This window comes from Rhodanobacter sp. UC4443_H10, from assembly GCF_052978325.1.
Window position 1 is genome coordinate 56,078 of the sequence record NZ_CM129668.1, and the last position, 14,800, is coordinate 70,877.

Below are 14,800 nucleotides of genomic sequence, written 5' to 3' on the forward strand. Positions count from 1 at the left end.
AGCGTCATGCAAACCCGGCCTGGTGCCGGGTTTTGCGTTTTCGGCCCGACGCCGGTCCGTCTTCGCGGTTGCTGCAGCGTTGCGTGCTGACAGCGCTGCGCCGAACGGGTAATGTCATCGTTTCGCATCGCAGCAAAGCCCCTATGAACCCATTGCGCTGGTCGTACCGCTTCAGTTTCGCCGTCGGTTTCCTGGTGTGCGCCGCCCTCATGGGCTTCGCGCTGTATGCCGAATATGCCTGGGAAATGACGCCGTGCCCGCTGTGCATCTTCCAGCGCGTCGGCTTCATCGTGATGGGCGTGTTCTTTCTGCTTGGCGCCTTGCACGCGCCGCGCGGCGGGCTGCGCTGGATCTATGCCGCGGGCGTGTGGCTCGGTGCGGTGTTCGGCATCGTGGTGGCGGCGCGGCACCTGTGGATCCAGTCGCTGCCCGCCGACCAGATTCCGTCCTGCGGGCCGCCGCTCGATTACATGTTCAGCGCGTTCCCGTTTGCCAAGGTGTTGCGCATGGTGTTTACCGGTTCCGGCGAATGCGCGGCGGTCGAGCCGATCCTGGGCTTGCCGATGCCGGCGTGGACGCTGCTTTGGTTCGTGCTGCTCGCCGTGCTGACGGTGGTGGCGGTGCGCCGCCGGACGTCGCACGCATGAACAAGCTGCGGGATTCCGACGTCGGCGTCGTGGCTGCTGATGTGGCTCGTGCCGGCACGGCGCCGTGGACGCCGGATTCCTGGCAGCGTCGTCCGGCCCTGCAGCAACCGAGCTACGACGACCCGGTCGAGCTGGCCAAGGCAGGTGCGCTCCTGGCCCGATTGCCGCCGCTGGTCACCTCGTGGGAGATCCTGGCGCTCAAGGAGGCGGTGGCCGAGGCGCAGGAAGGGAAGCGCTTCCTGTTGCAGGGTGGCGATTGCGCGGAGAGCTTCGCCGACTGCACCAGCCCGGTGATTTCCAACCGGCTGAAGGTGCTGCTGCAGATGAGCCTGGTGCTGGTGCACGGGCTGAAGAAGCCGGTGCTGCGGGTGGGGCGCTTTGCCGGGCAGTACGCCAAGCCGCGTTCGGCCGATAGCGAAACGCGCCACGGCGTGAGCCTGCCGAGTTTTCGCGGCGACGTGGTCAACAGCCAGGAGTTCACCGCCGCCGCGCGGCGTCCCGATCCGCAGCGGTTGATCCAGGCGCATGCGCATTCGGCGTTGACGATGAACTTCGTGCGCGCGTTGATAGACGGCGGTTTTGCCGACCTGCGCCATCCCGAATATTGGGACCTGGCCTGGGTCGAGCATTCGCCGCTGGCCGCCGAGTACCGGCAGATGGTCGCCGCGATCAGCGATTCGCTGCACTTCATGGAGACGCTGGCCGGCCCGATCGCCGGCTTCTCCAAGGTGGATTTCTTCACCTCGCACGAGGCGCTGCTGCTGCATTACGAACAGGCCCTGACTCGCCAGGTACCTCGCAATCCGGGCTGGTTCAACCTGTCCACGCATTTCCCGTGGATCGGCATGCGCACCGCTGCACTGGATGGCGCGCACGTGGAGTACTTCCGAGGCATCCGCAATCCGGTGGCGGTCAAGATCGGCCCCTCGGTGACTCCCGATCAACTGCTGCCGCTGATCGACGCACTCGATCCGCACGCCGAGCCGGGCCGGCTGACCCTGATCCACCGGATGGGGCAGGCGAAGATCGCCGATGCGCTGCCGCCGCTGCTGGATGCGGTGAAGCGCGAAGGTCGACGCGTGCTGTGGGTGGCGGACCCCATGCACGGCAACACCGAGAGCACCTCGAACGGCCACAAGACGCGCCGCTTCGACAACATCCGTGGCGAACTGGATCGAGCCTTCGACATCCACGCGGCGGCTGGCACGCGGCTGGGTGGCGTGCACCTGGAGCTGACCGGCGAAGACGTGACCGAGTGCATCGGCGGCGCGCGCGACCTCAAGGAGGGCGACCTGGATCGCGCCTACAAGTCGATGGTCGATCCGCGCCTGAACTACGAACAGTCGCTGGAGCTGGCGATGCTTATCGTGCGCAAGTCGACCGGCGGGGCGGGCTGACGCACTGCATGCTCAGCGCGGGGACGCCGCGGGCGGATCGCCCACGGTGGGCAGAAACTGCGGCGCTTGCCATGCCTTGGCGTGCTGCTCGAAACCGTAGGCGATCGAGATCAGCACCGGTTCGCTCCACTTCGCGCCGAACAGCACGATGCCGACCGGCAGGCCGTGGGCGAAGCCGGCGGGCACGGTGATCGACGGGTAGCCGGCCACGGCTGCCGGTTGCGAGGCGCCGCCCACGGTCGGATCACCGCTGACGATGTGATCGCCCAACACCGGGTCGGTGACGAAAGCCGGGCCCCACGACGGCGCCAGCAGCGCGTCCAACTGCTGCGATTGGAGCGCCGCGTCGATGCCTTCCGGCCCGGACAGGCGCTTGGCCGTGGCCAGCGCATCGGCATAGGCCTTGTCGCTGGGCGGTCCCTTCTGCTCGGCCTTTTCGAACAGCTCCTGGCCGAACCACGGCATTTCTTCGGCGGCATGCGCCTGGTTGAACGCGATCAGATCGGCCAGCGTCTTCACCTTCAGGCCGTGGCGGCTGGCCAGATAGGCGTTGACGTCGTGCTTGAAGTCGTACAGCAGCACGGTGAATTCCCGGTCGCCGAGTTCGGCCAGGTGCGGCAGCGTGACCGGATCGACGACGATGGCGCCCTGCGCTTTCATCAATGCGATCGACTGCGCCAGCACGCGGTCGGCGTTCGGCTCGGCGCCGGCGAGCTGACGCACCACGCCGATGCGCTTGCCCCTGAGTCCGTTCGGGTCGAGGAACTTCGTGTAGTCAGTGGCGTGCCGGTCGGCCTCCAGGGTGGCCGGGTCGCGCGGGTCGCTGCCGGCGATCACGCTGAGCAGGGTCGCAGCGTCGGCGACGCTGCGCGCCATCGGGCCGGCGGTGTCCTGGTTGTGACTGATCGGCACGATGCCGCGGCGGCTGACCAGACCGAGGGTGGGCTTGATGCCGACGATGCCGTTCATTGCCGCGGGGCAGATGATCGAGCCGTCGGTTTCGGTGCCGATCGCCACCGTGGCGAGCCCGGCCGCCACCGCGACGGCGGAACCGGCGCTGGAACCGCAGGGATTGCGATCGAGCACGTACGGGTTCTTCGTCTGCCCGCCGCGCCCGCTCCAGCCGCTGCTGGCGTGACTGGAACGGAAGTTCGCCCATTCGCTCAGGTTGGTCTTGCCGAGGATCAGCGCACCGGCCTTGCGCAGCCGCTCGACCAGGCTGGCGTCGCGGGCGGCCGGTGCATCGATCAGTGCGAGCGAGCCGGCGGTGGTGAGCATGTGGTCGCCGGTCTCGATGTTGTCCTTGAGCAACACCGGGATGCCGTACAACGGGCCGTGGGATGTCGTGCGCTTGGCGTCGAGCGCGTCGGCCAGCGGCAGCACGTCGGGGTTCGTCTCGATCACTGCGCGCAGGGTGGGGCCGGAGCGATCGATCCGCTGGACGCGATCGAGCAACGCGCGGGCCAGCTGGCGGCTGTCCAGCGCGCCGGCATCCATGCGTTGCTGGAGTTGGTCGATCGACGCGTAGGCGACATCCGGCGGCGTGGCTTCCGTGGCCAACGCGAGGCCCGGGAGCAAGGCGATGGTCAGTGCGGCGATACGGACGGCTGGACGGTTCACGGTAACCCCCGATTTCGGGACACGGCGTGTGGTCGCCCGGCCAGCTTAGCGCCGTTGCGGTTTGGGCGCTGCGGCCGTCAGCGTACAATCGTCGGATGATCACGAACCTCAGCCTGCGTCACGCCAAGCCGTTCGGTGTCGCCATGCTGTTTGCGGCCGCCCTCGGGTACGGCGCCGCCAGTTGCGCCGCCGACCGACTCCCGATTCCCGATACCTTGCAGCAGCGCATCGCCGCCTGCACCACCTGCCATGGGAAGCAGGGCGAGGGGCGTGCGGCCAGCGGATATTTCCCGCGCCTGGCCGGCAAGCCGGCGGCCTACCTGGCGCGGCAGCTGCAGGATTTCCAGGACGGTCTGCGCAAGTACGCTCCGATGGAATACACCGTGCGCGAGCTGACGCCGACGTACATGCACGAAATCGCCGAGTACTTCGCCGCCCAGCGCGTACCGTTCGCGCGCTCGCCGACGCCTGCCATGCCCGCCGCGGTGTTGCAGCGTGGTGCACAATTGCTGGACAAGGGCGATCCGTCGCGACGCATTCCCGCCTGCAGCAGCTGCCACGGCAGCCAGTTGACCGGCGTGGAACCGTCGATTCCCGGGCTGGTCGGTCTGCCTTACGACTATGTCAGCGCGCAACTGGGTTCATGGCGCACGCACACCCGCGCCACGGTGGCGCCGGACTGCATGGCCGAGGTGGCCAGCCGGTTGAGCGAGTCGGACATCAGCGCGGTCGCCGCCGCGCTGGCCAACCGTGAACTGCCGACCGATACCCATCCGCTACCGGCCGGTACGGTGAAACCGCCGCTGCATTGCGGGGTGCTGGATGCGGCGATCGAAGCGGCACCGCCGGCCACGACGGTCAACTGAAGCTGCGGACGCGTCAGCGCGCGCCATCGCCCCGGTACAACGCACCCAGTGCCAGCCACGGCTGCAGGTTCCAGTGTCCGCGTGCCTGGCCGGAGGGCGAAGGCAGCACGAACAAGCGCGTGGCGCCGAAGGTTTCCTCCTGCATGCCGTAGTCGAGCGCGCCACCCAGCGCCGCGCGGGCGGCGTTCTTGCTGGTGAAGGCGAGCAGGCGCGGTCGGCAGCGCCGGATCTTGCGGCGCAGCGCGGCGGCGTCGAAGGCGTCGCGGGGCAGTGCGGCGTCGTTGCCGCTGTGGTGTTTGGCCAGGTCGGTGAGGCCGATGCCGAGCGGCAGCAGGTGCCTGAACTCGGCCGGCGCAAACAGGCGCGGGGTGAGCCCGGCGTCGAACAATGCGCGCCAGAACAGGTTGCCGGGATGCGCGTAGTAGGCTCCTTCGGCAGCCGAGCGCGCACTGGCGGCGGTGCCGCAGAACACCAGGCGCAATCCGGGTGCCAGCAGGTCGGGCAGGATGGTGTCAGGCCGGGCCGGCATGCTCGTCGAGCAGGAAATCGGTGTACTGGAAGCGCCCGTCGCGCAGCACCGACTCGCCCCGGCGCAGCCGCAGCGGGTGGCGGAACAGCGGTCCGGCGTAGCTCAGCGTGTGGAACTCGCCGTGTTCGCCGCAGGGATCCACGCCGGCCGGCAGGGTGTCGAGCAGGCCCGCATCGTAGTCGCGGCCGCAGAAGCCGGCGTCCAGTTGCCCGGTGTCCACGCAGCACAGCACGGCGCGGTGGCCCTCGCCCACGAAGCGGCGCGACAACGCCGCCGTGTCCTCGCCCCACAGCGGGAACACCGCGCGCCAGTTCTCGCGGCCGAGCTGGCGCACGCGGTAGTCGCGCACGTCCTCCAGGAACAGGTCGCCGAACGCGCAGTGGCGGATGCCGGGCCAGCGCATGCGGGCCTCGACCAGCGCGCGGGCGTGGGCTTCCTCGTAGGCTTCGTTGCTGCCGGGCCAGTCCAGCAGGACTTCGACCAGCGGCAGGCCGAGCGCGGCGGTCTGCGCCAGCAGCACTTCGCGATGGACGCCGTGCATCGCCACGCGCTGATAGTTGCGGTTGAGCGTGGTCAGCAGGCCGACCACCTGCCAGGCCGGGTCGGCCAGCAGCCGCTGCAGCGCCAGCAGGCAATCCTTGCCGCCGCTCCAGGCCAGCAGAATCGGGGTGGTCATGCGCGACTGGCTCCAGAGGGGCGGGAACGTCTCGCGCCGGAAGCGAGACGAAAACGGACCCATTTTGCAGTATCGGTGCGGCCGGGTCGATTTCCGCGCGCCGTTCATCGACAGCCTGCATGGCCAACGGCTATAAAGATGGCTTGTATCCTGGGGGTGTGCGGTGAGTGAAGAAATCCTGATCAACGTGACACCGCGTGAAACCCGGGTCGGCGTGGTCGAGAACGGCATGTTGCAGGAGGTGCACGTCGAACGGGCCTCGCGGCGCGGCTACGTCGGCAACATCTACAAGGGCCGCGTGCAGCGCGTGATGCCGGGCATGCAGGCGGCGTTTGTCGAGATCGGGCTGGAGCGCGCCGCGTTCCTGCATGCCTCGGATATCGTGCGCCCGGCGCTGTCGGCGGTCGAGGATGACGATGCCGGCAGCAACGGCAACGGCCACCTGCCCTCGATCAGCGAACTGGTGCACGAGGGCCAGGAGATCGTGGTGCAGGTGGTGAAGGACCCGATCAGCACCAAGGGTGCGCGGCTGTCGGCGCACCTGTCGATTCCCTCGCGCTACCTGGTGCTGCTGCCGCATTCGCGCACGCTGGGCATCTCGGCCCGCATCGAGGATGAAGTCGAGCGCCAGCGCCTGCGCGAGGTACTCGGCACGCTGATCGGTGCCGATGCAACCGATGGCAACCGCCTCGGCTACATCGTGCGCACCAATGCCGAGGGCCAGGGCGCGGAGTCGCTGGCATTCGACGTGACCTACCTGGGCAAGGTGTGGCGCGTGGTGCAGGAGAACATCGCCAAGGCGCGCGTGGGCGAGCGGGTCTACGAGGAGTTGTCGCTGCCGCTGCGCAGCCTGCGCGACATGCTCAACGAGGACATCGAGAAGGTGCGCGTCGATTCGCGCGAGACCTTCGAGCGGGTGGCCCGGTTCGTGCACAAGTTCATGCCGCAGCTGGACGATCGCGTCGAGCACTACGACGGCGAGCGCCCGATCTTCGACCTGTACGGCGTCGAGGACGAAATGCAGCGCGCGCTGAAGAAGGACGTGCCGCTGAAATCCGGCGGCTACCTGATCGTCGACCAGACCGAGGCGATGACCACCATCGACGTCAACACCGGCGCCTATCTCGGCACGCGCAACCTCGAGGAAACCGTCTACCGCACCAATCTGGAAGCCGCGCAGGCGGCGGCGCGCCAGCTGCGCCTGCGCAACCTGGGCGGCATCATCATCATCGACTTCATCGACATGACCGATGAGGAGCACAAGCGCCAGGTGCTGCGCATGCTCGGCAAGGGGCTGGCGCGCGACCATGCCAAGACCACGGTGTACCCGATGTCGGCGCTGGGCCTGGTCGAGATGACCCGCAAGCGCACCACCGAGAGCCTGGCCCGCCAGCTGTGCGAGCCTTGCCCGGCCTGCAACGGCCGCGGCGTGCTGAAGACCGCCGAGACGGTGACCTACGAGATCTTCCGCGAGATCACCCGTGCCGTGCGCCAGTTCAACGCGGAGAAACTGCTGGTGATGGCCAGCCCCTCCGTGGTGAACCGCATCCTGGAGGAGGAGTCCGCGGCGGTCGCCGAGCTGGAGGAGTTCATCTCCAAAAGCATACGCTTCCAGGCGGAAGAGCATTACTCGCAGGAACAGTTCGATGTGGTCTTGCTGTAAGTCGACGCCGGCCCACGGCGCATGAACAAGGTGTGGCGTCGTCGATTGCACGGTGGCGCGCGCGGCCTGGGTTGGGTCGCGGGCGTGCTGGTGATCCTGTTCGCCGTGCTGACGGCGCTGGCGCAGTTGCTGTTGCCGCTGCTGGCGCGCCATCCCGAATGGGTGGCCGCGCAACTGAGCCAGCGCCTGCAGCGGCCGGTGGGCATCGCCTCGATGGCGGGGCGATGGACGGCGGGCGGTCCGGAATTCGTGCTGCATGACGTGCGCATCGGCCCGGCCGCCGGGACGAATGGCGCGGCACTGCAGTTGCCGGAGTCTCGCCTGAAACTGGACCTGGGTGGTTGGCTGCTGCCGTCACGGCATCTGTTCAACGTGTACCTGCGCGGCTTGCAACTGGATCTGCTGCACGACGCCAGCGGCTGGCGCGTCAGCGGGCTTGGCACCGCCGCCGGTGCGGACCAGCCGGCGCTCTCCCTGCGCCACCTGTCGCTGGATCTGTGGCTGGATGACCTGCGCGTGGTAGTGACCGATGCCACGCTGGGCGAGCACTACGCCTTGCTGTCGCGGCAGTTGCGGATCAGCTTGCAGGGTGACCGCATCCGCTTCGGCGGCAGCCTGCGGCGCGAGGGCGTGGCCGAGGCCAGCGTGCGCGCGGTGGGCGACCTGCGCCAGGACGAACGCTCCGGCAAGCTGTGGGTCAGCGCCGATGCGGCCCATCTGAAACCCTTGCTCGACGGCATCGACCTGAAAGGTTACGGGATCGAACACGGTACCGGCTGCCTCAGCGCATGGCTCGACTGGCGCCAGGGTCAACTGGGCGACAGCGTGGTGCGTGTCGACCTTGACACGCTGTCGGTGCGCGGACCCGCCGGCGGCGTGGCCGAGGTGGCGACGCTGCATGGCTTGGCCGGCATCCATGCCGAGGGTGCCGGTTACGCGCTGCGCTGGGCCGGCGACGACGGCAGTGCCGCGGTGGTGGAACTGGATCAGCCGGGCACGCCGCAATTGCGCGTGGAGGCCGCCGCGCACAAGCTGCAGTTGGCACCGCTGCTGCCATGGCTGGCGTTGAAGCCGGATCTGCCCCCGGGCCTCGCGCGCTGGCTCGGTCGCGGGCATCCGCGTGGCGAACTCGAGCGGCTCGCGCTGCACTGGACACGGGCCGGCGGATTGCAGCGCCTGGCAGTGGCGTTCGATCGGCTCGGCATCGATCCGGTGGACAAGTCGCCAGGCTTGAGCAACCTGCGCGGCACGCTGCGTGGGGACGCCGAAGCCTTCTCGCTGGAGCTGCCGGCGCAAGCCACCACGGTGACGTTTGCGCAGGTGTTCCGCCACCCGTTCGCGTTGTCGAACCTGTCCGGCACGCTGGCGTTCTGGCCGCAGGATGGCGACTGGCACATCGGTGCCGACAGTCTGGAATTCGTCGGCGCCGGCTATGCCGGCAGCGCACGCGGCGAGGCGGTGCTGCCTGCCGGCGGCGGCGCGCCGTGGCTGGGTCTGTACGCGTCGATCGACCACGCCGAGGTTCCCGCGGCGAAACTGTTCTGGCCGGTCAACGTGATGCCGCCGGCGACCGTGGCATGGCTGGACCGCGCGCTGGTGGCCGGCACCGTCGAGCAGGCGCAGGTGCTGGTGCGCGGCGATCTGGCGGACTGGCCCTTCCACCACAACGAGGGTCGCTTCGAAGCGCGGGCCGAGATCCACGGCCTGACCCTCGACTATGGCGACGAGTGGCCGCAGGCCGAAGGCGTCGATGCGGTGGCCAGCTTCGTCAACGGCGGCATGCTGGTGCAAGCCGGCGCCGGCCATTCGCTGGGCGTGAAAGTGGACAGCGCGGTGGCGCTGATCCCGGACTTCGGCCAGCCCCTGCTTGACCTCAACGTGCGCGGTGGCGGCAGCGGTGCGAGCCTGCTGAACTTCTCCCGCAGGAGCCCGGTCGCCCGCCGCGCGTCCGATACGCTGGCCAAGCTCACGCTTGGTGGCCGCGGCACGTTCGAGTTCCATCTCAGCCTGCCGTTGACGCACATTGCCGATGCGCAGCTCGACGGCACCGCGCAGTTGCACGATGCCGACCTCGCGGCACCGGACTGGCAACTGGCATTGGCCGGCATTGCCGGTCCGCTGCGCTTCGACCTGCACGGCCTGCAGGGCGGGCCGCTGGATACCGTGTTCCATGGCCAACCCGCGCAGTTGCAGCTGGCGATTGCCGGCGCCAACGCCGCGCCGGACACGGTGTTCTCGGCGACCCTCCAGGGCAATTACCAGGTCGCCGAGCTGGTGCAGGGTTATCCCTCGCTGGCATGGCTGGCGGACCTGGCGCACGGGCGTGGCCCGTTCAGCATCGGCTTCACGCTCGCCCATCCGCCGGGCAGCGAGGAACTCGCGCAGACGCTCAGCATCGATTCGCCGCTCAGCGGCATCGGGCTGGCGCTACCCGCGCCGCTGGACAAGCCCGCCGTGGGCAACCTTCCGCTGCATCTGCAGATGAGCCTGCCGACCGCCGGAAGCGACGTGCAACTGGAGCTGGGCCAGGTGCTGCGCGGCCACCTGCGGCTGGCCGATGACGCCGCCGGACGACCGCTGGCCGGCACCTTGGCATTCGGCAGGCAGATGCCGCCGGCGCTTCCCTCGAAAGGCTTGCGCATCCGCGGCCATGCGGCCCGGCTGGATGTCGCCGGCTGGGTCCAGCGTGCGGTGGCGGGTGCGGGCGGCGACGGCCCGGCGCTGGAAAGTATCGACGTCAGCACCGACCAGGCGATCGGTTTCGAGCGCCCCCTCGGTGCGCTGACCGTGCGTGCCGCGCCCCAGCCCGGCTTGCTCAGCGTGGACGTGGATGGCCCCGCCATGGCCGGCAACATCAAGGTGCCCACCGACGAACTGGACAAGCGTGGCGTCACTGCGCGCATGGAACATCTGCACTGGCCACGGCAGCCCGCCGCGTCGGCCACGGCGGCGAGTGCGCCTGCCGTCGCGGCGACCGCGGCCGCCCCCGGGCCGGCACCGGCGGCAATCGTCGATGACCCGGCGAACACCGGCATCAATCCCGCGGCGCTGCCGCCACTGCATCTGTGGGTGCGCGACCTGCGCCTGGGCGATGCCAGACTGGGCGAAGCGCGGCTGGAGACGTGGCCCACGCCCAAGGGCATGCACATCGAACAGCTGCGCGCGCTGTCCGAGCGCGTGCAGGTCACCGCCAGCGGTGATTGGGACGGCACCGCCACCGACAGCCGCACCCACATGCGGATCAGCTTCTCCGCCGAAGATCTCGGCGCGATGCTCTCGGCATTCGGCTACGACGGCCTGGTCGATGGCGGCCGGACCCGCGACGAACTCGATGCCAGCTGGCCCGGCAGCCCCACCGCGCTGTCGCTGGCCACGATGGACGGCACGCTCAAGGTGCAGGTCAACGATGGCCGTATTCCCGAGGCAAGCTCGCCCGGCGTGGGGCGCCTGCTCGGCCTGGTCTCGCTGGCCGACCTGCCGCGCCGGCTCACGCTGGATTTCGGCGACGTGTTCGGCAAGGGGCTGGGCTTCGACACGATCAGCGGCGATTTCCGCCTGGCCGACGGCAACGCCACTACCGACAACCTGATCATCAAGGGGCCGGCGGCCAACATCAGCGTCACCGGTCGCACCGGCCTGCGCGCCCGCGATTACGACCAGCAGATGGTGGTGGTGCCGCACGTCGGCAACAGCCTGCCGGTGGTCGGCGCGGTGGTCGGCGGCCCGCTCGGCGCGGCGGCCGGTTTCGCGGTGCAAGGCCTGCTCGGCAAGGGGCTGAACAAGGCGGCCAGCGCGCGCTACCGGATCACCGGGAGCTGGGACGACCCGAAGATGACCCTGGTCGAGAAGCACGACGTGGTGGTGCCGCCGAGCCTGTTGCTCGAACCCGCGCCGGCTTCGTCCGGCGGCATCGCGCCGACCGGGTCCGTGCCTGCTCCGGCCAGCGCCGGTTCGTCGGGGCCGTGAAGCTTTAAAGCCTCCCCCGCCAGCCCCATGTGGGGTAGTTCCGGATCGACCACAGGCACGCTGACCCATGGATTCACTGATCGCCCTCGCCGAAAGCAAGCTGCTGTCCCCTGGCGGCATCGCCACCGGCGACCTCGACCGCGTGTTCGGCCAGCTGATGGGTCCGTCGATCGACGCCGCCGACCTGTACTTCCAGCATTCGCGCAGCGAGTCGTGGACGCTGGAGGAGGGCATCGTCAAGGACGGCAGCCACTCGATCGAGCAGGGCGTGGGCGTGCGCGCGATCTCGGGCGAGAAGACCGGCTTCGCCTATTCCGACGAGATCGTGCTGCCGCAACTGCTGGAGGCGTCCAGGGCAGCCCGCGCGATCGCGCACGGCGGCAACGGCGCCGGCAAGCCGCTGGCACTGCACGACGCGCGCGCGCTGTATCCGGCGATCGATCCGGTGGAGAGCCTGCCCAATCCCGACAAGATCGCGCTGCTGCGCGAGGTCGACGCCTACGCGCGCTCGCGCGACCCGCGCATCAAGCAGGTCATCGTCAGCCTCGCCGCGACCATGGACACCATCCTGATCGCTGCCTCCGACGGCACCCTGGCCGCCGACGTGCGCCCGCTGGTGCGCATCAACGTGCAGGTGATCGCCGAAGCCAGCGGTCGCCGCGAGCAGGGCTATTCCGGCGGTGGCGGCCGTTACGGTTATCGCGAATTGCTCGAGAACGGACGTGCGCTGCGTTTCGCCGACGAGGCCGTGCGCCAGGCGCTGGTGAACCTCGATTCAACCGACGCGCCCGCCGGCCAGATGACCGTGGTGCTCGGCCCCGGCTGGCCCGGCGTGCTGCTGCACGAGGCAATCGGCCACGGCCTGGAAGGCGACTTCAACCGCAAGGGCAGCTCCGCGTTCTCCGGTCGCATCGGCCAGCGCGTGGCGGCGAAGGGCGTCACCATCGTCGACGACGGCACGCTCGCCGGTCGCCGCGGTTCGCTCAGCATCGACGACGAAGGCACGCCGACCGAATGCACCACCCTGATCGAGGATGGCATTCTGAAAGGCTACATGCAGGACAAGCTCAACGCGCGCCTGATGGGCATGGCGCCGACCGGCAACGGTCGTCGCGAATCGTTCACCGCGCTGCCGATGCCGCGCATGACCAATACCTACATGCGGGCCGGATCGCACGATCCGGCCGAAATCATCCGCTCGGTGAAGAAGGGCCTGTACGCGCCGAACTTCGGCGGCGGCCAGGTCGACATCACCAACGGCAAGTTCACCTTCTCCGCCTCCGAGGCCTACCTGATCGAGGACGGGAAAATCACCCGCCCGGTGAAGGGCGCCACCCTGATCGGCTCCGGCCCCGACGTGCTCAACCGCGTCTCGATGATCGGCAACGACCTGGCGCTGGACGAGGGTGTGGGTGTGTGCGGCAAGGACGGCCAGAGCGTGCCGGTGGGCGTGGGCCAGCCGACCCTGAAAATCGATTCGATGACGGTCGGCGGCACGGCCTCGTAATCCGGGCATGCGACGCGGCTGACTCCGTGCGCCGAACTGGCGTACCATCGCCGGGTCACGCCATCGAGCCACGGAGTTCGCCATGCCTCCCGCCGCACGCCTCACCGACATGCACGTGTGCCCGATGGTGACCGGCGTGGTGCCGCACGTCGGCGGCCCTATCGTCGCGCCGGGCGCGCCCACCGTGTTGATCGGCGGCTTGCCGGCCGCACGGGTGAGCGACATGGTCACCTGCGTGGGCCCGCCGGACACCATCGTCATGGGCGCACCCAAGGTGTTGATCGGAGGCCTGCCTGCGGCGCGCATGGGCGACAGCACCGCACACGGCGGCACCATCGTGCTCGGCTGCTTCACCGTCATCATCAACTAGACGTCGTTCGGTTCCGGTATCCCGTCCGCGGCGGACGGGGCTTGTGCCGGACGCGACTGCGCGTGGCAAGGGGGCGACTTGAAGCGTGTTTCGTCGGATCGAAGCCGACGCCGGCCGCACGGCAGTGCGCTGGCTGCCGGTGTGCTGGCCACCCTGGGCGACGCGATCGCCGCGCATCGCGACGGCCAGCTCGACGCGGCGGAGGCGCTCTACGGCAAGGTCCTGCAGCGACAATCCGGGCAACCCGATGCCCTGCATTTCCTCGGCGTGCTGTGCCACCAGCGCAACCGCAGCGAGGAAGGCATCCGGCTGATCCGCATGGCGCTGCGCGCGACCCCGCAGCATGCCGATGCGCACAACAACCTGGGCAACATCCACAAGGAGTGCGGCCAGCTGGCCGAGGCCGAGGCCTGCTACCGGCGCGCGCTCGGCCACCAGCCGCGGCACCACGACGCGCTGAGCAATCTGGCCCTGGTGCTTGAGGCGCAGGGCCGCGTGGACGACGCCGGCGAGATCTACGCCCGCTTCCTGGCGCAGGAGCCGCAACTGGGCCACGCGCACTACCTGATGGGCATGTTCCGCCGTCGGCACATCAACCAGATCGAAGACGTGGAGGAAGCGGTGCGCTGCTTCACGCGTGCATCGCAGCTTGATCCGCAGAACCTGCGCGCGCGTGATGCGCTCGGCGTGTCGCTGTACATGCTCGGCCGCAGCGGCGAGGCGATCGAGGTCTATCGCGACTGGATGGCGCGCGAGCCCGACAACCCGGTGCCGCGGCACATGCTGGCCGCGTGCGGCGGCGAGGCGGCGCCTGCACGCGCGGAGGACGCTTATGTCCGCCAGGTGTTCGACGGCTTCGCCGCAAGCTTCGACGAGATGCTGCTGAAGAACCTCAACTATCGCGCGCCGCAGGTGCTCGTGGGCGCGCTGGCGGATCGTCTCGGTGCGCCGCAGGCCACGCTGGACGTGCTCGATGCCGGTTGCGGCACCGGTCTGTGCGGGCCGCTGATCGGACCGCATGCGCAGCGCCTGGTAGGCGTGGACCTGTCCGGCGGCATGCTGGAAAAGGCGCGCCAGCGCGGTGGTTACGACGAGCTGGTGGAGGCGGAACTGGCCGGGTGGCTGCGCGCGAGCCCGCCCGTCTGGGATGTCGTGCTGTCCGCCGACACCCTGATCTATTTCGGCGACCTGGTGCCGGTGCTGTCGGCCGCCCATCACGCGTTGCGCCCGGGCGGCTGGCTTGCCTTCACGCTCGAAGTGCTGGACGGCGAAGGCGATCGTCTGGAGCTGTCCGCCAGCGGACGTTATCGGCACACGCGCGGGTGCGTCGAACGCGTGCTGTCCGCCGCCGGATTTCCCGATCCGTCGATCAGCGCGGATTCGCTGCGCAAGGAGTTGGGCAGGCCGGTGGCCGGCTGGGTGGTGCTGGCGCAAAAGCCCGCCGCGAACGGCAATTGAAGAGGCGCGCAAGCGCCGCAGGGCGCCAATGGACTCCCCAAACAGGCCAGACGTATGATACCCGGACTGGTTTGCCGGCCCATGCCGTCGGGACCGTTGGG

Annotated in this window: 11 protein-coding genes; 8 read left to right on the top strand and 3 right to left on the bottom strand. The window is 69.2% G+C overall.

Translation table 11 applies throughout. The annotated features are described in order from the left end of the window. The first annotated feature begins 83 nt into the window (after nucleotides 1-83). Both ACVCMB_RS00335 and ACVCMB_RS00340 read left to right on the top strand, forming a co-directional pair. The gene (locus tag ACVCMB_RS00335) at nucleotides 84-647 is read left to right on the top strand and encodes a disulfide bond formation protein B (protein ID WP_447100693.1); all 564 of its coding nucleotides are present in this window, start codon (nucleotides 84-86) and stop codon (nucleotides 645-647) included. Next, the gene (locus ACVCMB_RS00340) at nucleotides 644-2,044 is read left to right on the top strand and encodes a class II 3-deoxy-7-phosphoheptulonate synthase (protein ID WP_447105821.1); all 1,401 of its coding nucleotides are present in this window, start codon (nucleotides 644-646) and stop codon (nucleotides 2,042-2,044) included. Before ACVCMB_RS00335 ends, ACVCMB_RS00340 begins: the two co-directional genes overlap by 4 nt. Before the next feature lie 12 nt (nucleotides 2,045-2,056). On the opposite strand, the gene ACVCMB_RS00345 is transcribed toward ACVCMB_RS00340, so the two are convergent. Beyond that, complete coding sequence (locus tag ACVCMB_RS00345; protein WP_447105822.1) at nucleotides 2,057-3,664, bottom strand: amidase; 1,608 nt, start codon at nucleotides 3,662-3,664, stop codon at nucleotides 2,057-2,059. 95 nt (nucleotides 3,665-3,759) lie between these two features. On the opposite strand from ACVCMB_RS00345, the gene ACVCMB_RS00350 reads away from it, so the two are divergent. Then, a complete protein-coding gene (locus ACVCMB_RS00350) occupies nucleotides 3,760-4,530 on the top strand; it encodes a c-type cytochrome (protein ID WP_447105823.1) in 771 nt (256 codons plus the stop codon). A gap of 13 nt (nucleotides 4,531-4,543) precedes the next feature. On the opposite strand, the gene ACVCMB_RS00355 is transcribed toward ACVCMB_RS00350, so the two are convergent. Together ACVCMB_RS00355 and ACVCMB_RS00360 are read right to left on the bottom strand one after the other, a co-directional pair. Beyond that, nucleotides 4,544-5,059 (bottom strand): mismatch-specific DNA-glycosylase, encoded by a 516-nt coding sequence (locus ACVCMB_RS00355; protein WP_447105824.1) that lies wholly within the window; start codon nucleotides 5,057-5,059, stop codon nucleotides 4,544-4,546. Then, on the bottom strand, nucleotides 5,043-5,735 hold the full coding sequence (locus tag ACVCMB_RS00360; RefSeq protein ID WP_447105825.1) for a Dph6-related ATP pyrophosphatase: 693 nt from the start codon (nucleotides 5,733-5,735) through the stop codon (nucleotides 5,043-5,045). The genes ACVCMB_RS00355 and ACVCMB_RS00360 overlap by 17 nt, the downstream gene beginning before the upstream one ends. A 163-nt stretch (nucleotides 5,736-5,898) precedes the next feature. On the opposite strand from ACVCMB_RS00360, the gene rng reads away from it, so the two are divergent. From rng to ACVCMB_RS00385, 5 genes are all read left to right on the top strand, one after another. Continuing rightward, nucleotides 5,899-7,398, top strand: coding sequence for a ribonuclease G (gene rng, locus ACVCMB_RS00365; RefSeq protein WP_395117297.1), 1,500 nt, complete (start codon nucleotides 5,899-5,901; stop codon nucleotides 7,396-7,398). 21 nt (nucleotides 7,399-7,419) lie between these two features. Beyond that, entirely contained in the window at nucleotides 7,420-11,364 is a 3,945-nt protein-coding gene (locus tag ACVCMB_RS00370; RefSeq protein WP_447105826.1) for a YhdP family protein, read from the top strand. Nucleotides 11,365-11,431: 67 nt separating this feature from the next. Then, complete coding sequence (gene tldD, locus ACVCMB_RS00375; RefSeq protein WP_395117302.1) at nucleotides 11,432-12,871, top strand: metalloprotease TldD; 1,440 nt, start codon at nucleotides 11,432-11,434, stop codon at nucleotides 12,869-12,871. Nucleotides 12,872-12,953: 82 nt separating this feature from the next. After that, nucleotides 12,954-13,241 (top strand): PAAR domain-containing protein, encoded by a 288-nt coding sequence (locus ACVCMB_RS00380; RefSeq protein WP_395117304.1) that lies wholly within the window; start codon nucleotides 12,954-12,956, stop codon nucleotides 13,239-13,241. Nucleotides 13,242-13,385: 144 nt separating this feature from the next. Beyond that, nucleotides 13,386-14,699, top strand: coding sequence for a tetratricopeptide repeat protein (locus tag ACVCMB_RS00385; protein ID WP_447107194.1), 1,314 nt, complete (start codon nucleotides 13,386-13,388; stop codon nucleotides 14,697-14,699). Nucleotides 14,700-14,800: the final 101 nt, after the last annotated feature.

Excerpts from the sequence above, each read along its gene's own strand:
- ACVCMB_RS00340 (WP_447105821.1), top strand. The coding sequence starts at position 644 with ATGAACAAGCTGCGGGATTCCGACGTCGGCGTCGTGGCTGCTGATGTG.
- ACVCMB_RS00350 (WP_447105823.1), top strand. The coding sequence starts at position 3,760 with ATGATCACGAACCTCAGCCTGCGTCACGCCAAGCCGTTCGGTGTCGCC.
- ACVCMB_RS00355 (WP_447105824.1), bottom strand. The coding sequence starts at position 5,059 with ATGCCGGCCCGGCCTGACACCATCCTGCCCGACCTGCTGGCACCCGGA.
- ACVCMB_RS00360 (WP_447105825.1), bottom strand. The coding sequence starts at position 5,735 with ATGACCACCCCGATTCTGCTGGCCTGGAGCGGCGGCAAGGATTGCCTG.
- ACVCMB_RS00370 (WP_447105826.1), top strand. The coding sequence starts at position 7,420 with ATGAACAAGGTGTGGCGTCGTCGATTGCACGGTGGCGCGCGCGGCCTG.
- tldD (WP_395117302.1), top strand. The coding sequence starts at position 11,432 with ATGGATTCACTGATCGCCCTCGCCGAAAGCAAGCTGCTGTCCCCTGGC.
- ACVCMB_RS00380 (WP_395117304.1), top strand. The coding sequence starts at position 12,954 with ATGCCTCCCGCCGCACGCCTCACCGACATGCACGTGTGCCCGATGGTG.